Below are 22,205 nucleotides of genomic sequence, written 5' to 3'. Positions count from 1 at the left end.
GCGTCTTGGGTTGCTTGGTGGAATGCTGGTCGGTTGCATCAGGGTCTTGGTTATCGGACTCCGCAGGAGGTGGTTGATGGTGCTTTAGTGGTCTTATAATTGTCGGAACTAAAGCCAGTACATATCAACCAGGGCTACCTCCAACGCTGGGTCTACACCACCCCCATCGCCAACAAACCCCTCACCACCATCAAACCCAAAGACATCGAATACCTCTACCAACGCATGCGCGAGGCCGGCATGAAAGAATCCACCGTCCACCACCTCCACCGCGTCCTCGCCATCTGCTTCAAAGCAGCCGTCACCAACGACATCCTCGCCCGCAACCCCCTCGACCGCGTCCCCAAACCCCAGCCCGAAACCTTCGACCCCGTCGTCCTCTCACCCACCAAAGCCCGCGAACTCATAGCAGCCCTCGAAAACGACGAAGAATGGGGACTCACCCACACCATCAACCTAGCCCTAGGACTCCGGCAAGGGGAGCGACTGGGACTGTGCTGGGACGACCTGGACGTCGAAGCCGGCGTGCTACGAGTGGAGCGCACCATCATCATGCAAACCTGGAAACACGGCTGCGCCCCCCCTGCCTGCCCCTATTCTCGCCCGGCTCAAAACCCATAAGGCGAACCAGCGACGCCTACGCCTAGCCTTGGGTAAGGACTGGGTGGGGGCCGTTGATGCTGAGGGGCGGTCCTGGGATCTTATCTTCACTGACCAGTACGGCAAGCTGATCCGCCCTAACTATGATTGGAAGGCTTGGAGTGAGTTCACTAGCAGGCACGGTATCGAGGGCATGCGCGTGCATGACGCCAGGCATACTGCTGCGACCGTGTTGTTGTCGATGGGGGTGAGCCCGCAGGTGACTATGTCAATTATGGGCTGGTCCTCGCCGTCCATGCTTGGCCGGTACCAGCATGTGCTTGATGAGATGCGTGCTGAGGCGGCGGAAAAGGTGGCTGGGGCACTCTTTGGGTAAAAGAAAAGTGAGGGGCTGATTCACATGTGCCGTGAATCAGCCCCTCGTTTTAGTTTGTATTTAGTGCGTAGACTTTGGTGCCCACTTGAGCTGACCTGACAGTGCAGCTTGCACAATACGCTCTGCTTCAATATAGGCATCCGTGGCGTCCAGAATAATCTCTCCTGTTAAAGGCAGATACCTCGCGTCAACTGAGGCTCGGTGCAACCTACCGTAGGCGTATGCTTCAAACCTGTAAAGAGCTTGGACAACTTCGTTCTGCCCGATACCGCGGCCGCTGTTGTGACGTCCGCTGTGGTGGGTTGCGTAGCGGGAATCCTGCCTGAGACCAGGCATATGAACAAGCTGTTGAATCTCTTCATCTGGCTTATCCAGGATGGGGTCGGTGAGGATGGCTACTCGCATAGCATGATAGGCAGCGTAGAACGCACAGATTTTGGATACGACCTCGTCTGAAGTCTTGTACTTATTCGCCTTGCGGAGGAAGATGTTTGCCTTGGTGCGGTGTTCTGTTAAATCGCTCTGGTGGGCCATTGAATTAGCAGGGGTTATGCCATCGCGTAGATTTTGCTCTTGCTGTTGCTCCCGGCTTCGTTGAAGATGGGGGAGTCCGATGCGAAGAAACGTAGGTCGAGCATGGTTTCGCCGATGTACAGGGGGACGATTTCCTCTGTGTACTGCTGGAAAATATGCTTCATGGCTTCATCTGACTGGTCGCGTAGGGCAACGTAGATGGTGGTTTGCTCCATTGCGGGGTTGTATTCGACGAGGAGGTTTTCGAGGTTTTCCTTGCCGAAGTGGAATACGCTGTGTTCGCCGATGCTGGTGGCGAGTGCTTGGGATTCTAATGCGTCGTGAGTCATCTCGATTCACGGCTCCTTTCTGAATCCTGGCGCCTCCTTGGGCGCCCGGGTGCCTATGGCAGGCTAATAGTCTCTATGTGGCCTAGTGTGGCCTGTTGTGGCCCAGTGTGGCCTCTGGTCTCTTTAGGTTACAGCATTGTGAGGGGTGCGCGCGGCATTTGTTACTGAGGTTACCGCACGCTCTTGCGAGAACTGTTTTTGCAATGGCGGTCACAAAGGCGGTCACAGAACGTTAGGAAAATACTGTTTTGCCTATTCAGAATATGATTTATAGGTGAAGTGTTCGAAGACTGGGACTTCTAAATGCCCTAGTCAGAGACAGAAAATGGCCCCTTGTTGAACCCCTTTCTGCGGGAACGGCGAGGGGCCGTCCCACAGAATCTATTTCACAAATTCGAGGTCGAGTTTCTCGGGGCAGCCCTTGGTCATATCAGACCGGTTGGTCCCGCGGTAGGTGAGCCAGCGGCGTCCTGCCCTCCATAGACGCACTAGGCGGGGCGCTAACAGCACATAGATGCGGTCAGCCTCAGCCAGTCGCCGTTCAAAATGCACATCGGAATAGCCGCCCTCAATCACCCAGGCTTCATTCTCATCCAGAAACTCGCCCACAAGAGCGCGTTCGTCCGCTAGGTCCCGCTCAACCCACCCCGGCAACCAGTGAACGGTATCAAGGTGCAGCAGCGGCACCCCGTACCCGGCAGCCAACCGTCGCGCCCAGGTGGATTTACCGGCGCCGCTCAAAGCCAGAACAAGAATCTTCATACCTCCAGCATAAACACCGGCACTCCGCATTTATTCTGAAAAAGCCGCAACTAGTTGCGGGTAAAACAGAATAAATGCGGGGCGAAACCCGTGCACCCCACCAGCCTGCCCCGAAAGGCAAAGCGGCTACCGGCGTCCGCGCCCCCGCTAAAGCGAGTACCCTAGATACAGACCCCACCAAGCAGAAAGAGAGCCATGCCCGCGCCTATCACCAGCTACCAGCAGGCCGAGAAGATTCTGGCTGCGCAGCTGTCCATCGACCTGTGCCTGCCCGAGCAGGCCATTGATATAGCGCAGCAGCACGGCTCAACCCACCTTTCGGCGCGGCGAATTCCCCTCGACGAGATGCACCCTGCCCGCCGCCGCTACCGCGACCGCTGGGAGCTACGCCTGATTAACTACCGCGGGCTCACCGTCATTTGTGCCCAGCACCCGCGCGTACGTGAGGCCGCCGACAACCTGCTGGCTGGCGATAACGGGAACTGGGTGGGGGACTACTCCGAGCTGCGCAAACTCAACGATTACCTCACTCCCTACGCCCTGCAGATGAGCGGCACCTCCCTCTTTTTCACCCCCGGTAGGGATTTCTTTACCCGGGGTGCGGACGCCCGCCCCGGCTTGTCCGCCGAGGGCTACACGGTGCGGTGGCTGGAACCTTCAGAGCTAGAGAAATATCGCGGCAACCCCGATTTTGAGAACGCGCTCGGTTTCAAAGAGCTGCGCCCCGATGTGCAGGTGCTTGGTGCCTACGCCGAGGGGGAGCTGGTAGCCCTGGCCGGTGCTAGTGAAGACTCCGACTGGTGCCGCCAGATTGGTATTGATGTGCTGCCCGGCCATCGCGGTAAGGGGTTGGCGTCTTACCTGGTCAAAGAGCTGTCGCAGGCCATTCTCACCGAGGGGTTCGTGCCCTTCTACGGCACCAGCCCATCGCACATCATCAGCCAGCAGGTTGCGCTGAATGCGGGCCTGCGCCCGGCCTGGTGGGAGTTCGTCTCTACCAGCTTGAACGAAATTTCGGTGGACTAATGCTGCACCTTGATCGCGTTGACCCCACCACCAGCGGAACCATGGCCGAGATGGTTGATTCAGCCATGGCGACCGTCCGCGCAGTAGGTAGGGGAGAGACCCCCAGCACCCTGCGTCTTTATCGACCCAAGCCAACGGTGGCTTTTGGACGCAGGGACGAGCTCAACCCCCGCTTCGCCCAGGCCCGCGCGGCTGCGGTAGGCCGCGGGTTTGAACCCCTGGTGCGTACCGTAGGTGGGCACGCCGCCGCCTATCACTCGGGCTGCCTGGTGGTGGATCATTTTCAGAAAGCATTGGACGCAGTCAGCGGCAACCACGAGCGCTACGGCATCTTCGGGGCCATGTTCGCAGAAGCCCTCACCAGCTTGGGTATTCCCGCCGGTGTGGGGGAGTTGCCCGGCGAGTACTGCCCCGGTGAGTATTCGGTCTGGGGCCAGCTACCGGGCGGCCAGCGGGTCAAGCTTATAGGCACCGCCCAGCGGGTCGTCACCGGAGCCTGGTGGCTCTCATCGGGCATTGTGGTGACGGGGGCCGATAGCCTGCGCGAGGTGACAACAGATGTTTACCAGGCCCTCGGCCTACCCCTCGACCCCGCAACAGTGGGTGCGGCAGCCGACATCGAGCCCCTCGTCACCGTCGACGACCTTGAAGACGCCGTCATCGAAGCCTACGAAAGCGAGGGGTTCTAGTGTGTGGACGCTACGCCCTTGAATTAGCCCAGGAACACCCCCAGTACATGGCTGGGGTCGAACTCACCGACCCCATCACCAATTACAACGTGGCGCCCACCAGCACGGTCCCCATCCTGGTTGATCGGCTAGTGGCACCCACCGAGCAGGTCACCGGGGCGGACGCGCCCGCGCGGGCGGGTGCGTCCGCCCACTCTGACGGTGTGCAGGGGAACTCCCCGATTTTCACCCGAGAATTGCACTTGGCCCGTTGGGGCCTGCTGCCGGGCTGGGCGAAGGACCCCGCCTTCTCATCGCGGGCCTTCAACGCCCGCAGTGAGACTATCTTTGAAAAGCCCACCTTCCGTGAAGCTGCTGTTTCGGGGCACTGCGCCGTGCCTGTGAGCGGCTACTACGAATGGAAAACCGAAACCACCGCTGCGGGTAAGCAGGTCAAAACCCCCTATTTTGTGCACCGCATCGACGGTCGCCCCATCTACTTCGCCGGCCTCTACGAGTGGTGGAAGATTCCAGCAGAATTCGCCGGGCCCGATGGGCCTTTCGCGGGCAAGCAGGGGGAGTGGCTGCTCTCCTGCTCGATCGTGACCATGGATTCGCCCGGCAACGGCGAGTTCGACCCCGGAATCACAGCTGACCTGGGCGGCGACCCCGGCTACACAAATGAGATTGAACGGGAACTGAGCCAGCTACACAACCGCCTGCCCATACCCCTTCACGTAGCCGACGACGCTGACATCAGCGAGAGCGATAGTCTCACCACCTGGCTGCGGTCAGGCCGGCCAACTAGTTCCCCTAAACCCAGCACCGAGCAGAAGAGGGCCTACCGTACCCAGGCGCAGGCGTCCTTGCGGCTCATCCGCGAGCAGGCCTTCACCGAAACCGCAGGCTGGGCCCTGCGCGAGGTGAGTAAGGATGTCGGCAACGTACGCAACAACGCCCCCTACCTGCTGGAGCCGGTCGAAGATTTGCTCAGCGGGTTATGAGGTTTTGCTGACTCACGCTCGCTGCCGGCCCTCTCGCTGGTTCGCTTCGCTCACAAGCGATTCACGGAGCCCCACCCCCGCTGCTGGTGAGGGGCGAGGCTCAACTATTACCCTAGTTTACAGCTTGTCTAGAGAATGTCGTCGTCTTCGGGGAACCAGCGGTTGAAATCCAGGGTCAGGTAGAGGGCTAGCGCGGCAGCATTGTTCTCGCTGATGCGCACCGAAACCTGCTCGTAGCCGTCCTCGAACATCTGGTCGATGCTGCGGCGAATCAGCTGTTCTGCCAAGCCTTCGCGGCGGCGGGAGGCTGCGGTGAAGAGCTCGTAGATGGTGGGGATGTCCTTAGGATCGGTGACCACGCGATGCTTGAGGCAAAGAGACGCAGCAATAATACGGTCGTGCTCATCAACTACCACGGGGGACGCCTCGGTGTAGAACTCGCCGTGCTCGCCCTTGAGAATGCGCTCCATCTCGGTGGTGGCGTCGGCCTGGGAGGCGAAGCGTTCGTCGTCGTAGGAGGCGAAGTAGAGCCGTGCTAGCGCTTTGGCGTCGTCGAGCTGGGCGTGGCGGGTGCTGACGGTCACGGGCTTACGCGCCTTTGAAGTGTGCGAAATCAGAGTAATTAAGCCGCTCATGGTTGGCCTCCTTGTGGGTCGGGTATTGATTTACACTGTGATGTATAGAATACTCTGTTGGCTGATGATTGCCTACGGTTTTACCGTTTTATTCACCTTGTCAACGGAATATTGCGTCATAGAAAGTCTAGTTGACCGCCCCGGCGGGGCGAAACTAGGTGCTGTAACAGAAAGGACGGCCGGGGTGAAGTTTGCGCAGGTCAGGCGGGCTGGTAAGGCCCGCGCGGTGGTAGGACGCCGCGGCCGCCACATTGCCGAAGATCGGGTGGACGAACACCTGCTGGGCTACACCGTACTCAACGACGTGTCGGTGTGTGACTGGCAGGGGCGCACGTCCGAATGGTTCCAGGGCAAAAACTGGGACCGCATGACGCCCTTCGGCCCGGTCATCGTCAGCCCCGACGAACTCGACATCGCGGGTGGCCTAGCCATGACCTGTACCGTCGACGGCGAAGTTCGCCAGCAGGGTACCACCGCCAACATGGTCTTCACCCCGGCCCAGGTGGTCAGTTATATCTCTACCTTGTGCCGACCGTATTTTTGGCTCTGCGCAGGCATGCGTTTGCCGACTAACCTTCTCGCCGGTTCGCTAGCGCTCACGGGCGATTCATGCCAGCCCCAGCCAGTTTGCTCCACGCATGCCTGCGCTCTGCCCCAACGTCCTTGCGTGGCTTAACCCTCACCCGTCGCGCGGGCAGGTGGGGGTGACCTTGGGGTATTCTGTACCTTGTGTCAAAACGTTCTTTGTGGTCAGCAGATAGCACCAGCATGGTGATTCACGGCGATAATCTTGCCGTGCTCAAAAACCTGCCCGCAGAGAGCTTCCAGCTCATTTATATAGACCCGCCTTTCAATACGGGTAAGGTGCAGAAGCGCCAGAGCATCAAGACCGTGCGTACGGAGGGCGGTAGTCGGGTCGGCTATAAGGGGCACACCTACGAGACTATTAAGGGCGATATCTACGGGTATTCGGACTCTTTCGAAAACTATTGGGAGTTCCTTGAGCCCCGTCTTATGCAGGCATGGCGCTTGCTCAAACCCACCGGTACCCTCTACCTGCACCTGGATTACCGCGAGGTCCACTACGCTAAGGTAGTGCTCGATGCCCTGTTTGGCCGTGAGTCCTTCTTGAACGAGATCATCTGGGCCTACGATTACGGCGCTAAGTCTAAGAAGAAGTGGCCTGCTAAGCACGATAACATCCTGGTCTATGTGAAAGACCCCGAGAACTACTACTTCAATTCTGAGGCGGTTGACCGCGAGCCCTATATGGCGCCCGGGCTGGTTACCCCCGAAAAGGCTGAGATTGGTAAGTTGCCGACGGACGTCTGGTGGCACACCATTGTTTCGCCCAGTGGCAAAGAGAAAACCGGCTATGCCACGCAGAAGCCCCTGGGTATTTTGCGCCGTATTGTGCAGGCGTCGAGTGCGCCCGGCGACTGGGTGCTGGATTTCTTCGGCGGATCCGGTACCACCGGCCACGCCTGTGCCCAGCTTGACCGCAACTTCCTCATGATTGACCAGAATCCCGAGGCTATTAAGGTCATGCGGAAGCGCCTCAAAGCCGTGGACGGGCTCGACGTGACCTTCAAGAAGTCCCGCGCTAAGGCGTCACTGGCGGGGGCCAATGTCACACCCAAGGCGGCTGCTATCAAGAAGACTAAGAGCAAGTAGCCCAAGACATCCGCCTACCCTCCGATCAAACCTAACCGCACCTGGTTCCTTGTGGCCCTGGGGCTGATAGTTGCTGAGCTCATTTGCCTGGCCCTGCTCTACCCGTCTCTACGCCCAGACGCAGACTGTGGTTCCCTCCTTCGCCGGGCTGGCCCTTGCCCTGGTGCTAGCCGTGAAAGTCATTAACCTGACCGTGGCCGGGGTGCTGGGGGAAGCGTCCGTCCTTTTCGCCCCGTGCTGGTGGTGAGCTACTGCCTCTTCCTGACCGCCCGCTCCTACCTCGCTGGTAAAAACTTCGATTCCCGCGCCCTGGCAAAGGGCACAAAGTAGCCTAGCTAGCGGTAAAATTAGGTTTGTTCTGCACCCTCGTACCGTGCAGATGTAACGATAGCTCACCCGTTGTAGGGGTGGGTACAAACCTAGGGAGACAAATTTGTCCGCTCTTTCCATTACCGTCGCAGGTGCCGCCCAGCAGATTGAGGCCGGTACCACCGCAGCCGACCTGTTCGCTGAGGACCGTGAAATCGTCGTTGCCCGTATCAACGGCAAACTGGTTGACCTCTCTACCGAACTGACCGAGGGCGATACCGTTGAGCCCGTTTCTATCCACGAGGAAGACGGCCTGAACGTGCTGCGCCACTCAGCTGCCCACGTGATGGCCCAGGCTGTGCAGGAATACCGCAAGGACGCCAAGCTCGGCATCGGCCCCTATATCACCGACGGTTTCTACTTCGACTTCGACGTCGAGGAACCCTTCACCCCTGAGGATCTCAAGAAGATTGAGAAGAACATGGTGAAGATTATCAAGAGCGGGCAGACCTTCCGCCGCCGCGTCGTCACCCAGGTTGAGGCCGAAGCCGAGATGGCCAACGAGCCTTACAAACTGGAACTGCTGGCGCTCTCCCAGGGCCCCGGTTCCGGTGCGGACGCTGCCGACGGCGCCTCTGTTGAGGTGGGCGAAGGCGAAATCACCATCTATGACAACGTGAACAAGAAGGGTGAGACCGTCTGGAAGGACCTCTGCCGCGGCCCTCACCTGCCCGACACCAAGCTGATTGCTAACGGCTACGCGCTGATGCGTTCCGGTGGCGCCTACTGGCGCGGTTCTGAGAAGAACCCCATGCTGCAGCGTATTTACGGCACCGCCTGGCCTTCCAAGGAAGAGCTGGTCGCCTACAAGGACCGCATTGCTGAGGCTGAGCGCCGCGACCACCGCCGCCTGGGTGAAGAGCTCGACCTCTTCTCCTTCCCCAAGACCGTTGGCCCCGGCCTGCCCGTGATTCACCCCAAGGGCGGCGTCATTCTGCGCGCCATGGAAGACTATGTGCGTGCCCGCCACATTGAAGAGGGCTTCGAGTACGTTAAGACCCCCCATATCTCTAAAGAAGATCTCTTCTACACCTCGGGTCACCTGCCCTATTACGCGGACGGTATGTTCCCTGCTATGGAGGACGAGGGCCAGGCCTACCGTCTCAAGGCCATGAACTGCCCCATGCACAACGAGATTTTCCGTTCTCGTGGCCGCTCCTACCGTGAGCTGCCCCTGCGTCTGTTTGAGTTCGGTTCGGTCTACCGCGATGAGAAGTCCGGTGTGCTTTCTGGCCTGACCCGTGTTCGTATGATTACCCAGGACGACTCTCACTCCTACGTCACCAAGGAGCAGGCACCTGCTGAGGTTGCCCACCTGCTCAAGTTCATGCTGTCCCTGCTAGAGGACTTCGGCATGACCGATTTCTACCTGGAGCTTTCAACCCGCGATACCGAGGGCGATAAGAAGGATAAGTTCATCGGTACAGACGAGCAGTGGGAAGAAGCAACCGCTGTGCTGGAAAAGGTTGCCGCTGAGACCGGTCTGGAACTGGTGGCTGACCCGGGTGGCGCTGCCTTCTACGGCCCCAAGATTTCTGTTCAGGCTAAGGACGCGATTGGCCGTACCTGGCAGATGTCGACCGTGCAGTATGACTTCAACCAGCCTGCCCGCTTCGGCCTGGAGTACCAGGCATCTGACGGTACCCGCCAGGAGCCGGTCATGATTCACTCGGCCAAGTTTGGTTCCTTTGAGCGTTTCATGGGTGTGCTGATTGAGCACTATGCAGGTGCCTTCCCTGCCTGGCTGGCTCCCGTTCAGGTGATTGGTGTGCCTGTTGCTGAGGCTTTCAATGATTACATGGGTGAGGTTGCTGCCAAGCTCAAGGCCCGCGGCGTGCGCGTTGAGGTGGATTACGGTACCGATCGCTTCCCCAAGAAGATTCGTACTGCGTCTAAGGAGAAGGTGCCCTTCATCCTGATTGCTGGTGGCGAGGACGCCGAGAACGGCGCTGTCTCCTTCCGCTTCCGCGACGGCTCCCAGGAAAACGGCGTGCCCGTTGATGAGGCCGTGGAGCGGATTGTGAAGCATATTGAAGAGCGGGTGAATGAGGATCCGAAGGGGTAAATTTACCTTATAAACAATAAAATAATTTTGCCAACTAGGGGCAAGATTAAAATTCACAATTCATTTTTTGGGGAAAGTATGAGTTTAAATTTAGATGCAAATGTATTATTTGATTACTATGTATCAGGTAAAAAAAATTGTTGAAATACAGGACGAGCGTGAAGTTAGAAACGCCTCTAGAGTATTGTCGAGCTATGATTTAAGCCCTGGAAAAGGAGGGCGAGGAAAAGGAAAATTTAAGTCGATACTTTCAGGCGTTGATGAAAGTGCATTGGTTCGACAGATACAAGATTGGATTAGAGCTGGGAATAAGGGAATTGATTCTCTTAGTAATCACCTTCAACAAGTGGATTCGTCTGATACTAGGTTGATTAAAAATATTTATATTAAGAATTTTAAAAAAATTAAAGAACTTGAAGTGTAGTTAGCTAAGATAACAGTTTTAGTTGGTTCCAATAGCTCTGGGAAATCTAGCATAATGCAGGCTATTCAGTTTATGAATGGTATAGTTCAAAGTGCTGCATCAGTGCATCGAAATCATCAGACTTGGCTTAGCAATAATGAGGATAGCTATGTAACATCTATTCCGGTTGAAAAAATGATTTACTCGCCATCTGAGGATATCTACTCTATCGCCCATAATGGGAAACTAAGCAGAGCTGCTGAGGACAGCATTGTTTTGCGAATGGAAACTGATTCTGGGAGTAAAGCTGAGGTTAACTTTTCCACAACGCGTGAAAGGAACTTGAAAGCAACCCTCAGCGGTAAAAAGCTCCTAACGTCAATTGAGGAATGGTCCTCTCATTTCACTATTCTTTCTGCTGGTGTCTCTGGCATCTCACACAGTGAGCAATATAAGAATGAAGGAATCTTGAAGAAAGCAACACTCGCTGGTGATGCAAATTCAGTGTTCAGAAATGTTTTATACTTGCTAAGCCGGGATAATTTAAAGTTTTCAAAATTTACAAATGATTTAAATACACTTTATCCTGATATTGAATTAATAGTTGATTTTGATGAAAAAACCGATACTTCCATTGGAGTTTTCCTTAAAGAAAAAATAGAAAACGGCTATCGAAAATTTCCAGTTGAATTGGCCGGTACCGGTTTATTGCAGTGTATACATATACTTTCTTATTTGAACTGGTTTGAACCTAAAATATTTATACTAGATGAACCCGATGCACATTTGAATGAGTATCGCCAACGAAAATTAGCCGATTTGCTTATTGAAATATCTTCGATAAGGCCTGAGCTCCAAATGATAGTTGCTACTCATTCTCCCACTCTCGTAGATAATTTCGCTTTAAATGGAGCACAGGTAAGCTGGGTTATCAACGGAGAGATTAGAAAATATGAAAGGGGAGAGGAGTTTACGGATATATTTAATGATTTAGGTGCTTTGGCCTCAATTGAGAATGTACAGAATAACAATCTTCGCTATCTGATTTTAACTGAAGATAAAAATATGATAATTTACAAACGATTTTGAATGGCAATGGTCTGAATAACGATGACTACGAAATAATACCTTTTGAGTCAAAGGCAAATTTTGACCGAGGTCTAGGTATGGCGATGGCTGCGACTAAAGAAAACCCTGATCTTCGTGTATTGATTCATATTGACAGGGATAATTCCTTGTCCCGTGATATTGATAAGATGAATAGTAAGGCTGAAAAGCTTGGTTACACTTTATTCGTGACTGATTTTTATGAGCTTGAAAATTACTTTACAACTTTCGATCATCTAAAGCATGTCCTGACAGGGAAGTCGATTACAAATGCGAAGATTAAGGATATAATTAGACGATCTCTGGACTCTGCGAGGGAAGATTCTTTTGATAAGTTATTTAATCAAAAGAGTAACGATCATGAGTTTATGAAGTTAGCTGGAGATCCAGCTTCTGCCTACAGAAAATGTGAGGAGCTTTATAATGAAAACGAGTTGCAGTACGTAAAAGGAAAAACTTTACTGAGCGCTATCTCTAAAGCCTTAGAGTCTGAGCATGGGATACGCAAAAGTGAACTGCTTAAATGGAGCCCCTCTTTGGAAAATAATACCCTGAAAAATTACATTAACGAAAATTAGCTTAATTTTAATATTTTTCTAGGCCCTGTTTAATTTATAATAAAATTTTTTACTGATATTCGCGCAGTGGGGTGAGATATGATCGATGTTTTACCCCACTTATTATGCTCACATATAATATATCTTCCGATTATAGTCTTTTTGATATGGTTTTTAATTCTTTGTGATTTGTCCGAGCTGGTGCATGCAGTCATCAAAGACTGTATGCTGCAATCGGCAGTCTGAGGTTTAATAACATGCATGAAATTGGTATAAGGCGATGATGGTGCCCTGATGGACTGGCTGGAAGGTTTCCTCCTGTATTGAAATGCTTGCCAATAAAATGGGTGTGTGATTAGCAATATTTATTTTATGCCGATATACTTTAGTTGTGGTTTGAAATATAAAATAATTCGCAAATTGTAAATACTTTATACGAAATCTCTGAGTGCTTTGGGAGCTTAGGGCAATGAAAATGGTATCAATGATGGTTTTTGCTGTGATATCAATTTTGAATAGTTATATTCTGATACTATTCTTTTATGGAATTAAATAGCCAAATTTCACCATTCGTGTCAATGTCTTCTTGGCTTGCGGCGAGTAAATCGGGCTGACATAAGTACGCTCTCCTGAACCGCCCTGATATTGGGCAACACCAATAGCAATACCCTCAGCAGTTGGGTGCCAGGTACCGTCCACTTTGGTGAGCAAACCAGCTGCATCCATAGCAGCGTTGAACTGCTGGGCTTTCACTTTAGAGTCCTCTGGCAAAACACCGCTTTCCTTCCACAAGTCAATAAGCTCAGTAGCAATCAGATAACCAGGCTCATGCCGGTCAACCATCTTCGGCTCTGGTTCTACCGGATGCGAAGGTGCTGGCTGCGGAACTCTCATGGGGGGGGGTTCTGACTGCTTGGCCCAAGGTGCTTGCTGCACCGGTGTGGGCGCAGGTGCAGGGGGAGTAGGCTGAGGCGTCCTCTCCTCCACAAAGCTGACAGGTGCTTCAAACTCCAAACCCTGTGAACCACCGTAGCCAAACCAGTGCGGGCCAATAACCGCACGCTGGCGCACGAGCCCAAAGACAGGGCCAGTATCCTCCCAGCGCCGCTGTCCACCGAAGACAATAAACAAATCCTTGGCACGGGAAACAGCAACATTCATCAGCTCAAGAGTGCCATCCACGAAAGACGCCTTATCAGAGTTATCACCGTATACAGGCGAGAACAGCACAACCTGACGCTCAGCACCCTGCAAAGTATGGGCGGTGCCGACAGTTACCTTGCCGGCTATTTCCTCACTCTTCATCCGCAAGGTCTTCCTGACTTCACGTGCCTGAGCCGCTCAGCAATTGCCTCAGCTTCCCGGCTATTTACCCGGCTAGAACCGTTTCGACGATCCTGTGAATTCTCGACTACTTGGAAAAGGAAAGCTCCAGGCGTTTTACCCTCAAGCTTGTACCCGTTGAGGGGACGAGAAGGAACAAGCAAGCCGTCATAGAGCAAATCATTACAGTACTCGATAATGTCTGTATGGCACCTAAAATGCTCAGACAGGAACAAGCCCGGATAGTTCTTCGCGCTATACACCCAATTAGAAGACTGAGCCGCTGCCAGCATAAGGGAAGATGAGTGAGAAGACGTCAGGCCGTATTCCTTCATGAAATCCCAACGCCACCCCAGCTCATGTGCCTCGGCGATACCTTGGTCGGTTTCTGGGTCAACGCTCCACACCGGAGCTAGCTGCTGCACATCTCCAACAACGAGAGCGCGTTTGGCAAGAGCAAAAGCGCCAGCACCCACAGATGTATCTACCTGGCCAGCTTCATCTACAATCAACAGGTCAATACGTTCTACATCGAAGTTGTCAGGTTCGCCCTGCGGTGCATACAGCTTAAAGTATCTCGGAACCTGGTAAGCGGTCATCACAAAACAAGGTGTTAACGAGGCAACCTGCTCCCAGTACCTATCCATATACTCGGGAGTGTTCTTGAAACGTTCCTTCTCAGCAATAATCTGCTCTTCGTCTGTAGCGGCAATCAGCCACTCAGCTTCGTAGTAGTGCACAGCTAGCCAGAACTCTACATAGCGTAGGGTGATATCAAGCGTCTGGTCTAGCTCTAGTAGATTCCTCGCATTCATCAGCTGATCTACTTGAGTGTCGTTCAGAAGCGCAAGGTAACGAACCTTGCTGATAATTGGTTCAGCCTGCTGCCTATATTGGTATAAAGCTAGTTCTTCCTCAGTTGTGGCTGAAGCGATTCGGTTGTCGATATTCGAAAGTGCAAGACCGATTTCATCTAGGCGACCCCGGTAAAAATCAACGAAATCTTCAACAGTAGAGAACTCCGCCGCTGGCTCTTGAGGGTCATAGGTGGCACTGATGAGTACTTCTGCTGGGAGGGGAGATGCTGATTGAGCGCTCCATACGTCAAGTCTGCTTTGAACGATACTTTGCTCGTGCGAAAGTCTAGCCAGTTCTTCTGTGAGCTGGGCACTCGTTGAATGAACACGTCGGTCTGCCTCTCGACGGGCATGCAACAGGGCGCGTTTTTGCTCTTCACAAGATGCGAGGAAGGCTGCTAGCCCTCGCTTTGCTTGCTCAAGACTATTGACTGCTGGGAGCGAGAAGGCAGCGTAGTAGTCGCTAATCTGCTCTAGGAAATACTGTGTACTTTCCTGTAGGTAAGCCTCTGATGAATACTCGCTATAGACACCTTTCTTGGCTGTATCTTCCAGCAGGTAACCCTTAGAACGTGCCTTCTTGGCTTTAGCCTGGGAGGGACAGCAGGTTGCCAGGCCGCCTAGGAAATCTGAAGACGCTGCCCCGTCCTCAGCTTTCAATAGCCAGCGATGTTCAAGCACACCAGAATCATCCTTCGTGACCGAACCAAAGGAGTCAATAATGTTAGTAACAGCCTGGTTATTAGTCGACATACCCACAATCAGCGGTGCCGGTTTAGCCTCTAAAGCATGAGAAACCAACATACTCGCAACTACAGATTGAAGCATTGTGGTTTTGCCGGTGCCCGGAGGGCCGCTGACAGCCGTGATATCCCCGCAACCATCATGCAAGAAAGCGTGTACCGCTCGACGCTGGGATGCCGTCAGCGGGAACTGATCGCTCATACTTCCACAAGCACGCAGGGCAGATTCCAGCAACGTATCAGAATTCGTGTCAATAACATCGGACTGGAAGCTTTGCGGTTTATCGGTCGATAATAGACGTTCGTACAAGGGGACGTTCTGGTCCGTAGCGTGAAGGAACTGGTACAGACTAAGGACATTGGCGTTAGCATTAATCACCGCGCCAGGGGTGATATAGCAGTTGTCAATGTCGACTACCCAACGAGGGTCAACACCCACGTGTAAAGCGGGTTCAAACACGCCCTCGTACATGCTGGTACTGTAATCGACAACGTCTGCCCAGGTCTCAACCTTAGAAGCTAGTTCACTGCCCTTTGTGTTGCTCCATCGCCAATAGTTAGCGAGAGTTCCCACCATGAACTCGTGGTCGATGACGCTGGGAGACTGTAAACGGGAGCTTGGAATCCACGGCGTGATTGAGGTGATATCACCCTGGAGCTTACCCTTGTCGGTCAGCTTAGCGGCGATTAGAGCTAGGCCGTTTTTAGTGTCGCTTTCGGAATCAGTAAGGGTTACCACCGAGATAATGACGTCGATGGGTTTAGCCTTCTGTGAGCCAGACTGAGTATGTGCTTTTCTGAAACGCCCCTGAGCTTCGGCATCCCAGTCAAAGAGCTCTTGGGTATCCTCTTCAGAAAGCTTGCCTAATCTGACATCGAGGAAAGGAATGACCTTGTATTTATTCTGCTGGCCGAATGCCTGATCTACAAGGTTCGAACGCTTTTGAACGTCCCTAAAATACCCAGTCAGTTGCTGAGCTACCTGATTCATGGGAACTCCCTCTTAGCTGTGATGGTGATTACTGCTAAGTTTAGTTGAGAAGCATCCTCGATGAGGTGCGCCTGAAGAATTTTGTCTGAAGAGAGTTCTTGTCCCTTGAATGGCGGTATCAATAGCGATACCATAATTTTATGGGTAAGGAAGAAAAGATACTAGCTCAAATGCAAAGTGCACCCCAAAACGTCCGCTATGCAGAGCTAGTCTCCATCTGCGAAAGGTTCTTTGGCCCCGCACGACAATCTGGCACTTCCCATGCTGTGTTCAAAACACCATGGCAAGGCGACCCCCGCGTCAATATTCAAAACAAAAATGGTTACGCAAAGCCATACCAGGTCAAGCAAGCCCTCCAAGCTATCAACAGACTCAAAGGACAGACCAATGATTGAACACTACACCTACCGTGTTACCTGGTCGCCAGAAGACCAAGAATACATCGCAACCGTCCTCGAAATGCCTTCCCTCTCCTGGCTGGAACCCGACGAGCTAGCCGCCTTGAGTGGAATCAAAAAACTCGTCGCTCAAGTAGCTCAAGATATGCATGCCAATGGTGAAGAAATTCCCCAGGCCTTTGCTGACAGGACTTATTCAGGTAATCTCAGCCTGCGCATTCCGCCTGAACTCCACCGACGCGTAGCCATGGAAGCCCAAGAGCAGGGGATAAGCCTCAATCGTCTACTCAGTGCGAAAATCGCTGCTTAAAACCCAGCTTACTTTCAACAATAGAAAAGGAAAGAGCGTCCTACACATATAGGGCGCTCTTTCCTTCCTTCACCGTTATTTTAGGCAGAATCTGCGTGAGAGCTGCGACTGGTTTTCCGTACAATAAAACGGTGGACACCCCAGAAAACTCAACGATGAGAATACCCAAGAAGCTCGGCATGAGCTTCCTGATTGGTGTGGGGTGTATAGCTGCTGGAATCTTCACCTTTATCAACTACTACCGGCGCAGGTACGCCCTGATTCTCACACCCGTTGGGTTTTATAACCATTCAACAGTCCTCGACCATGGCAACCACCTGATTCTGTGGAGCGTCATCGGCGACATCACCGCCGATCAGCAGGGCAAGGAAATCAGGGCAGTCATCGCCGACACCCACGCCTATAACTGGACCCTCACCGGAATCCGCGCATTCACCCGGGTCACGCATGAAGGCGCCGCGAACTCAACCATCGTTATCTCAACTATGGCCATGAAACTACCAGAGGGTATGAGCATAGAAGATCTGGCAGCAGTGATGAGAGACTACCGCGACAAAGCCCTGACCAACTAAACTGGTACTTGTGAAAGCCACACCCGAAACCCTCAAACTGCGGAGCCTCATTGAAGAGCACCGAGCTGAAATAGATCAAGTATTTGAGCAGTACGGTGCAAGTAACCCACGACTTTTTGGGTCTGTGGCACGTGGGGATGCAGACGAAACGAGCGATATCGATATCATGGTGGACCTGCATGAACCAGACCGTAGAAGACTCATGCGATTAGCGGGAATGTCGCAGACGCTCCGTGAAATTCTTAACGTTTCTGTTGATGTAGTAACACCCGGTATTCTCAAGAACAAGGTATCTGACTTCGCTCTCAAAGAGGCGGTTGCGCTATGAGTCGTCTGATAGAACTTTGACAACCTATTAACGTGAAGACAGTCGAAGAACAAAATTAGATTCGATTTTCTACGCCACATTTACAGGCCGAGTAAAAACCTCCACCGTTGAAACCACATCACCCTGGGAAAAGTCCTTAACCTCACCACTGGGGGTGTAGCCTAGGGCCCGCCAGAAAGGTTCGGCAGCCTCGGCGTTAGTTGCCACAATTCCCAAACGTAAGGTGCTGATATGTGGGTGCTGCCGAACCACACCCAAGTAGGCGTCGTGCAAAGCCCGGCCCACCCCGCGTCCTCGCGCCTGCCCATCAACCAGGGCAAGAGCTACATGGGCAAACTCCTCACTGGGGAAACCCAACACAGCAATCAAAACCCCAACCAGGCGTCCGCCCTCAAAGGCTCCCAGCAAAACAGGGGAGTGAGATAAACCGGGTGGGAAGACCGTCAGGTTTTCCAGCGCAGGGCCGGGCTCGGCAGAGCTGCCAGAAATCCGCATGAAGTAATCGGGGTTCTGATCATAGAGCTCCTGAACCAAATCAGCCTGGGTGGGTGCGAGCTTCTCAATCTGAATCATGCGGTTCCCTCCACCAGTCGCTCAATAAACCTGATTGCGTTATCGCGGGTGCGAGCTATGCGCTCTTCGAGGGACAGGGTCTCGTCCATCTGGCGAATACCCGCCGGTTTTTTCTTGCCCCGCACGTAGTCGGTGCAGGCCAGGTTGGAGCATAGGTAGGTGCCGATGGTGTTGCCGCGTCGCCCCGACTCGCCCGGCCGGGCCGCCGTATACAGTGAAATCCCTGACCCCGGGTGCAGAGTCAGGCAGAACTGGCACATCTGCGCAGCCTTACTCTGAGCCTTAGACTTCTGCAGCAACACGCCCTGTACCTGCCCCTCATGTTCCACGACCAGGCAACCCTTGAGCGGGCTTTTCGGGTCGAGCCAGGAGAGGAAAATCAGGTCGTCCCAGTTCTGCTCCTTGAGACTGGGTAGGTTGAGACGTTTAACTTCACCCTTAGAACAGTTAATAAAAGACGAGCGGACGGCAGCTTCGGTCAGTTTTTGCATACCTGCAAGTTTACCCCTCACCGCTTCGGCATCGCGGGAATATCCCGGCCTCATACCTGGTTGAATCGGGTGCACAACCCCATATGAAAGGCAGAATTAACATGGCATCGCCCCTCTTTGAACTCTTTACCCTGCGTTCTATGACTACCCGTAACCGTCTCTGGGTTCCGCCCATGTGCCAGTACTCGGTCGAACAGCAGGACGGCAAGCCTACCACCTACCACGTTTCCCACTACGGGGCTCTAGCCCGAGGTGGAGCCGGTGCCGTCATTGTCGAAATGACCGGCGTTGAACCCGCCGCCCGCATCAGCCCCTACTGCCTGGGCATTTGGAGCGACGGACACACCGAGGCTTTCAAGCCGGTCGTTGAAGCAATTCACGCTGGGGGAACCAAGGCAGGTATCCAGATTGCTCACGCAGGACGAAAGGCCTCGACCCCCGGCGAGCTGGTGCCGCACGATGGTGGTTCCCTGGAAAACCGGGCCCGTTTCGCGCGCAGGGTTGCCTGTGCCGTAAGGCTCTGCGTAACCCCGCTTTCGCCCTGAACTGGGCTGATGAACTCAATGTCGATATCGACTATATGCCTGCCCAGTATCACCGGGCCTGGCGCACCCGGCGCTAGGCGGCATCTGAATGGTTGACGCGGTTGACGGTGACTTTTAGGATTAACAGTTATAGAGCCAACCAGGGAGGTTCTCATGTGCCACACCATCGACTGCAAAGACGCTCATGCTCAAGCTGTTATCGACCAGCTCGTTGCTGAGTTCACCCGCGATTTAGAAAGTCTACCCGCTGATTTTTTGGCGTCCATTGACGATATAGAAGATGTTAAAAGCCGCATGAGGTCGTTAGTAGCCCGCGCCAGCGTTAAGGGATACGGCGACCTTATCGGGCCAGTCTACGATCTTGATAACACCATGAAACTGCTCAAAGTTACCAGCCGGGCAGCCATCAGCAAGCAGGTCAAGCACCACAAGTTACTGAGACTGACCATCGAAAACAGTGAGTCAATTTTCCCTGTGTTTCAGTTTGAGGGCAGAGCTGTGCGGGGAGATATACAACAGGTGCTACGAGCCTTTGGCGATGCAGACTCATTCGCTGTTGCCCAGTGGTTCAATACACCGCTCGATGGGGTAACCCCCTTAGATTTACTTGACCAAGGCCGCCTCGATACAGTTTTGACCGAAGCCCGTGCTCTTGCAACAGGGTGGCAAACAGTATGACCCGGCAAAAAATAGCCCAGCACGGGCCTATGCAGGGGTCGAGTCTCTCACTGGTTCCCTCTGTAGAGTACGAAGAAGGCAGCGAATTTTTCCGCGCCCACAGTCAGCAGTTTGGCCCCTGGTATTTCTCTTCATCGATGCAGGGTCGTTTCGACCTGCCTGAGCCCCAGGGAACCTGCTATCTCGCAACCAACCCGGGTGCTGCCGTCCGCGAGGTTATAGGTGACAGGCTCAGTCAATCCGGGCGCCTGCCTCAAAGCCTCGCCGAGGGAAAAGTGATTTCGCGGTTGCCCCTGCCGTGTTCTGTTCGTTCTGCGCATATTTCCCATGATGATGCGTTCATCCTGGGCATTACCGGAGAACTTACGACGATGCCTAGCTATGATGTTCCGCAGGCCTGGGCACAGGCTTTTAATAAGGCAGGGTTCGGCGTAATTACCTACCGCCCCCGATTTTCGCCGGGAGACTCTTTAGCTTTAGCTCTCTTTGGTGATGCCGGTGCGGCCCAATTGCCAAGTAGATTTGAGAGTACCCTGGCTGACGCCGCAACCAGTCTTGGCCTGGAGCTTTACGCGACACAGTCCCGAAACCTTTATACTTTTGCTACCTTCACCGAGAGCGATTAGCGATGCTGATTCCCGACTACACCACCGACGATTTTGAGCTACCAGGGGTTCCAGACTCCTTCCAGCGGCTCTGGACGCCCCACCGCCGCGCCTACGTAAAGGGCGGGCAAAAGGACTACACCGAAAACACCTGCCCCTTCTGCGAAGCTCCCACCCACGATGATGCCGAGTCGCTCATTGTGCACCGTGGCGAGCACGCCTACGTCATTCTCAATCTCTACCCCTACAATCCCGGGCACCTGCTGGTTTGCCCCTACCGGCACATCCCCAACTACGACGACGCAACACTCGAAGAAACCGCCGAAATTGCTGCCCTCACCCAGAAAGCCATGGGAATTCTGCGGGAGGTCAGCCGCGCAGCCGGCTTCAACATCGGCATGAACCAGGGCAAGGTCGGCGGGGCAGGGGTTGCCGCCCACCTGCACCAGCACATCGTGCCCCGTTGGAGCGGCGACACCAACTTCCTGCCCATCGTCGCCGGCACCAAGACAGTCACGCAGACCCTGGACGAGATCCGGGACCTGCTCAGTACCGCCTGGGTATAGCTAGGCGGAGGCAGCAGGCAAGCCAAGTAGGCTCGCTGGCTCGGGGCTGGCGTGAATGATATCGAGCGCCCCAGCGCGAGATATCAGAGGGTCTGCGGGCGTTTGGCTTGCCTGCTGCCTTATGTCGACTATCTTCCTAGAATAGCGATTCCTGCACGGACGCCGGAGGAGTGAGTTCCCCGTGCTGGCGGCAGGCCCTGTTTGAGAGTTCTGCGGTGTTGATTAGGAAGGTTTGGCCGGGGTCGCCGAAGTGGGCGGTGAGGAATTTGCCGGTTCCACCGGTGATGTAGAAGCCGTGGGTGCCTTCGGCGAGGGTGGGGTAGGCGGTGAGCGGCTCGGGGTTTTCTGACCGTAAGGACGCGTAGGCTCGGCTCATCGCGACGGACGGCACCCAGCGGTCTGCGGTGATATCGAAACCGTCGATGGAGTCTAGGGCGTCTTCGAGCGCCCAGGTGGCGTTTTCTACGGCCATGTAGTGTTCAGATTTGAGGCACTCGGTACTGGCGGGATCGACCCAGGCCTTGTATTTGGTGGAGGCCCGTTTGAACTGGGTGAGGTTGGCTTCTTGAGAGACCAGGTCTTCAAGCTGGCGCACGATGATGCCGGTGTCTGCCCGGGCCACGAAAGTAGCTGCTGCGACGGCCTGGTCGTCGAGACGGCGGGGGTTGGAGTGCAGTGAAGCGGTGCCGACCTTGGAAGTGCCGTCGGGGAAGGTCGCGATGTAGAGGTAGTGTTCGAGATTAACGTAGGCTAGGGCTGCCTCGTTCATTCGCGAACCCAGGTGGATACGGTGAATAGGCGCGAATTCGTCGCGGGCGAAACAGGAATCACACTGCTTACCCTTGGTGATGATGGTGTGGGTGGGGCAAGGCTCCAGATGAAAGCCAACACTATCGAGGTTGGCTCGTGAGTAGCCGCTGCAGTAGGTGCTGGCGCCGTGGACGTCCGCCGGGAGGGCACTAAGGCCGAGGAAGCTACCCGGGGTTATGGCAATTGTTTCAATCTCACCGCTGGGTTGGCCGTCAAGAAGAGGCTCAACTTTAAGGTAGGGGGCCCGATCGCGCCAGGTGATGTCACGCCAGATAAATTCGGGGAAGGGTACAAGCTGGTTCATGG

At 54.3% G+C, this 22,205-nt stretch carries 28 protein-coding genes; 19 read left to right on the top strand and 9 right to left on the bottom strand.

What is annotated here, in order from left to right:
* Positions 1-99 precede the first annotated feature (99 nt).
* Both E4U03_RS05890 and E4U03_RS05885 read left to right on the top strand, forming a co-directional pair.
* On the top strand, positions 100-621 hold the full coding sequence (locus E4U03_RS05890; protein ID WP_135012385.1) for a tyrosine-type recombinase/integrase: 522 nt from the start codon (positions 100-102) through the stop codon (positions 619-621).
* 28 nt (positions 622-649) lie between these two features.
* Positions 650-976, top strand: coding sequence for a tyrosine-type recombinase/integrase (locus E4U03_RS05885; protein WP_228065906.1), 327 nt, complete (start codon positions 650-652; stop codon positions 974-976).
* A gap of 60 nt (positions 977-1,036) precedes the next feature.
* On the opposite strand, the gene E4U03_RS05880 is transcribed toward E4U03_RS05885, so the two are convergent.
* The 3 genes from E4U03_RS05880 to E4U03_RS05870 all read right to left on the bottom strand — a co-directional run bounded on the left by E4U03_RS05880 (position 1,037) and on the right by E4U03_RS05870 (position 2,601).
* Entirely contained in the window at positions 1,037-1,510 is a 474-nt protein-coding gene (locus tag E4U03_RS05880) for a hypothetical protein (RefSeq protein WP_135012381.1), read from the bottom strand.
* Between the two features lie 14 nt (positions 1,511-1,524).
* A complete protein-coding gene (locus E4U03_RS05875) occupies positions 1,525-1,839 on the bottom strand; it encodes a hypothetical protein (protein ID WP_135012379.1) in 315 nt (104 codons plus the stop codon).
* Between the two features lie 381 nt (positions 1,840-2,220).
* Entirely contained in the window at positions 2,221-2,601 is a 381-nt protein-coding gene (locus E4U03_RS05870; RefSeq protein ID WP_135012378.1) for a Topology modulation protein, read from the bottom strand.
* A 195-nt stretch (positions 2,602-2,796) separates the two neighbouring features.
* On the opposite strand from E4U03_RS05870, the gene E4U03_RS05865 reads away from it, so the two are divergent.
* Genes E4U03_RS05865 through E4U03_RS05855 form a run of 3 tightly spaced genes read left to right on the top strand, consistent with a single transcriptional unit; the run spans position 2,797 to position 5,299 of the window.
* Positions 2,797-3,627 (top strand): GNAT family N-acetyltransferase, encoded by an 831-nt coding sequence (locus tag E4U03_RS05865; protein WP_228065904.1) that lies wholly within the window; start codon positions 2,797-2,799, stop codon positions 3,625-3,627.
* Positions 3,627-4,316 carry a lipoate--protein ligase family protein gene (locus tag E4U03_RS05860; RefSeq protein ID WP_135012376.1) on the top strand — a complete coding sequence of 230 codons (690 nt, stop codon included), beginning with the start codon at positions 3,627-3,629 and terminating at the stop codon, positions 4,314-4,316. The genes E4U03_RS05865 and E4U03_RS05860 overlap by 1 nt, the downstream gene beginning before the upstream one ends.
* Complete coding sequence (locus E4U03_RS05855) at positions 4,316-5,299, top strand: SOS response-associated peptidase (protein ID WP_245207676.1); 984 nt, start codon at positions 4,316-4,318, stop codon at positions 5,297-5,299. Before E4U03_RS05860 ends, E4U03_RS05855 begins: the two co-directional genes overlap by 1 nt.
* A 128-nt stretch (positions 5,300-5,427) precedes the next feature.
* Here E4U03_RS05855 and E4U03_RS05850 read toward each other — a convergent pair whose 3' ends face one another.
* The gene (locus E4U03_RS05850) at positions 5,428-5,934 is read right to left on the bottom strand and encodes a GNAT family N-acetyltransferase (RefSeq protein WP_135012374.1); all 507 of its coding nucleotides are present in this window, start codon (positions 5,932-5,934) and stop codon (positions 5,428-5,430) included.
* Between the two features lie 184 nt (positions 5,935-6,118).
* Between E4U03_RS05850 and E4U03_RS05845 the strand changes: the two genes are divergently transcribed.
* From E4U03_RS05845 to E4U03_RS05820, 7 genes are all read left to right on the top strand, one after another.
* Positions 6,119-6,610 carry a fumarylacetoacetate hydrolase family protein gene (locus E4U03_RS05845; protein WP_245207675.1) on the top strand — a complete coding sequence of 164 codons (492 nt, stop codon included), beginning with the start codon at positions 6,119-6,121 and terminating at the stop codon, positions 6,608-6,610.
* A 92-nt stretch (positions 6,611-6,702) separates the two neighbouring features.
* A complete protein-coding gene (locus tag E4U03_RS05840) occupies positions 6,703-7,608 on the top strand; it encodes a DNA-methyltransferase (RefSeq protein ID WP_135012391.1) in 906 nt (301 codons plus the stop codon).
* Between the two features lie 70 nt (positions 7,609-7,678).
* Entirely contained in the window at positions 7,679-7,855 is a 177-nt protein-coding gene (locus E4U03_RS12795; protein WP_167752327.1) for a hypothetical protein, read from the top strand.
* Positions 7,856-8,041: 186 nt separating this feature from the next.
* A complete protein-coding gene (thrS, locus tag E4U03_RS05835; RefSeq protein WP_135012370.1) occupies positions 8,042-10,042 on the top strand; it encodes a threonine--tRNA ligase in 2,001 nt (666 codons plus the stop codon).
* Positions 10,043-10,142: 100 nt separating this feature from the next.
* Positions 10,143-10,466: a hypothetical protein gene (locus tag E4U03_RS05830; protein WP_135012368.1), complete on the top strand. Its 324-nt coding sequence runs from the start codon at positions 10,143-10,145 to the stop codon at positions 10,464-10,466.
* Positions 10,467-10,475: 9 nt separating this feature from the next.
* Entirely contained in the window at positions 10,476-11,534 is a 1,059-nt protein-coding gene (locus E4U03_RS05825) for an AAA family ATPase (RefSeq protein WP_135012366.1), read from the top strand.
* Positions 11,535-11,617: 83 nt separating this feature from the next.
* The gene (locus tag E4U03_RS05820; RefSeq protein WP_135012364.1) at positions 11,618-12,130 is read left to right on the top strand and encodes a hypothetical protein; all 513 of its coding nucleotides are present in this window, start codon (positions 11,618-11,620) and stop codon (positions 12,128-12,130) included.
* Positions 12,131-12,649: 519 nt separating this feature from the next.
* Here the strand turns inward: E4U03_RS05820 and E4U03_RS05815 are convergent.
* Together E4U03_RS05815 and E4U03_RS05810 are read right to left on the bottom strand one after the other, a co-directional pair.
* Entirely contained in the window at positions 12,650-13,414 is a 765-nt protein-coding gene (locus E4U03_RS05815) for an AAA domain-containing protein (RefSeq protein ID WP_135012362.1), read from the bottom strand.
* On the bottom strand, positions 13,411-16,023 hold the full coding sequence (locus E4U03_RS05810) for an AAA domain-containing protein (RefSeq protein WP_135012360.1): 2,613 nt from the start codon (positions 16,021-16,023) through the stop codon (positions 13,411-13,413). Before E4U03_RS05810 ends, E4U03_RS05815 begins: the two co-directional genes overlap by 4 nt.
* 387 nt (positions 16,024-16,410) lie before the next feature.
* Here E4U03_RS05810 and E4U03_RS05800 point away from each other — a divergent pair, with 387 nt between their 5' ends.
* The 3 genes from E4U03_RS05800 to E4U03_RS05790 all read left to right on the top strand — a co-directional run bounded on the left by E4U03_RS05800 (position 16,411) and on the right by E4U03_RS05790 (position 17,631).
* Positions 16,411-16,731, top strand: coding sequence for a type II toxin-antitoxin system HicB family antitoxin (locus E4U03_RS05800; RefSeq protein WP_135012356.1), 321 nt, complete (start codon positions 16,411-16,413; stop codon positions 16,729-16,731).
* A gap of 155 nt (positions 16,732-16,886) precedes the next feature.
* A complete protein-coding gene (locus tag E4U03_RS05795) occupies positions 16,887-17,303 on the top strand; it encodes a hypothetical protein (RefSeq protein ID WP_167752323.1) in 417 nt (138 codons plus the stop codon).
* Positions 17,304-17,313: 10 nt separating this feature from the next.
* Entirely contained in the window at positions 17,314-17,631 is a 318-nt protein-coding gene (locus E4U03_RS05790; protein WP_209304129.1) for a nucleotidyltransferase family protein, read from the top strand.
* Between the two features lie 69 nt (positions 17,632-17,700).
* On the opposite strand, the gene E4U03_RS05785 is transcribed toward E4U03_RS05790, so the two are convergent.
* Together E4U03_RS05785 and E4U03_RS05780 are read right to left on the bottom strand one after the other, a co-directional pair.
* Entirely contained in the window at positions 17,701-18,204 is a 504-nt protein-coding gene (locus E4U03_RS05785; RefSeq protein ID WP_135012350.1) for a GNAT family N-acetyltransferase, read from the bottom strand.
* Positions 18,201-18,695, bottom strand: a complete 495-nt coding sequence (locus tag E4U03_RS05780) for an FBP domain-containing protein (RefSeq protein WP_135012348.1) — start codon at positions 18,693-18,695, stop codon at positions 18,201-18,203. Before E4U03_RS05780 ends, E4U03_RS05785 begins: the two co-directional genes overlap by 4 nt.
* A 101-nt stretch (positions 18,696-18,796) precedes the next feature.
* On the opposite strand from E4U03_RS05780, the gene E4U03_RS05775 reads away from it, so the two are divergent.
* From E4U03_RS05775 to E4U03_RS05760, 4 genes are all read left to right on the top strand, one after another.
* Positions 18,797-19,240: a hypothetical protein gene (locus E4U03_RS05775; RefSeq protein WP_135012346.1), complete on the top strand. Its 444-nt coding sequence runs from the start codon at positions 18,797-18,799 to the stop codon at positions 19,238-19,240.
* 153 nt (positions 19,241-19,393) lie between these two features.
* Positions 19,394-19,918, top strand: coding sequence for a hypothetical protein (locus tag E4U03_RS05770; protein WP_135012344.1), 525 nt, complete (start codon positions 19,394-19,396; stop codon positions 19,916-19,918).
* 29 nt (positions 19,919-19,947) lie between these two features.
* On the top strand, positions 19,948-20,544 hold the full coding sequence (locus E4U03_RS05765; RefSeq protein ID WP_167752321.1) for an RES family NAD+ phosphorylase: 597 nt from the start codon (positions 19,948-19,950) through the stop codon (positions 20,542-20,544).
* Positions 20,545-20,546: 2 nt separating this feature from the next.
* A complete protein-coding gene (locus tag E4U03_RS05760; protein WP_135012340.1) occupies positions 20,547-21,089 on the top strand; it encodes an HIT family protein in 543 nt (180 codons plus the stop codon).
* A gap of 136 nt (positions 21,090-21,225) precedes the next feature.
* On the opposite strand, the gene E4U03_RS05755 is transcribed toward E4U03_RS05760, so the two are convergent.
* Positions 21,226-22,203, bottom strand: coding sequence for a hypothetical protein (locus E4U03_RS05755; RefSeq protein ID WP_209304128.1), 978 nt, complete (start codon positions 22,201-22,203; stop codon positions 21,226-21,228).
* Positions 22,204-22,205 lie beyond the last annotated feature (2 nt).

Origin of the sequence: Rothia nasimurium (assembly GCF_004569295.1) — a bacterium.
Taxonomy (GTDB): domain Bacteria; phylum Actinomycetota; class Actinomycetes; order Actinomycetales; family Micrococcaceae; genus Rothia; species Rothia nasimurium_B.
Note: the sequence above shows the minus strand (reverse complement) of the source record. Positions and strands in the feature narration are given on the sequence as shown.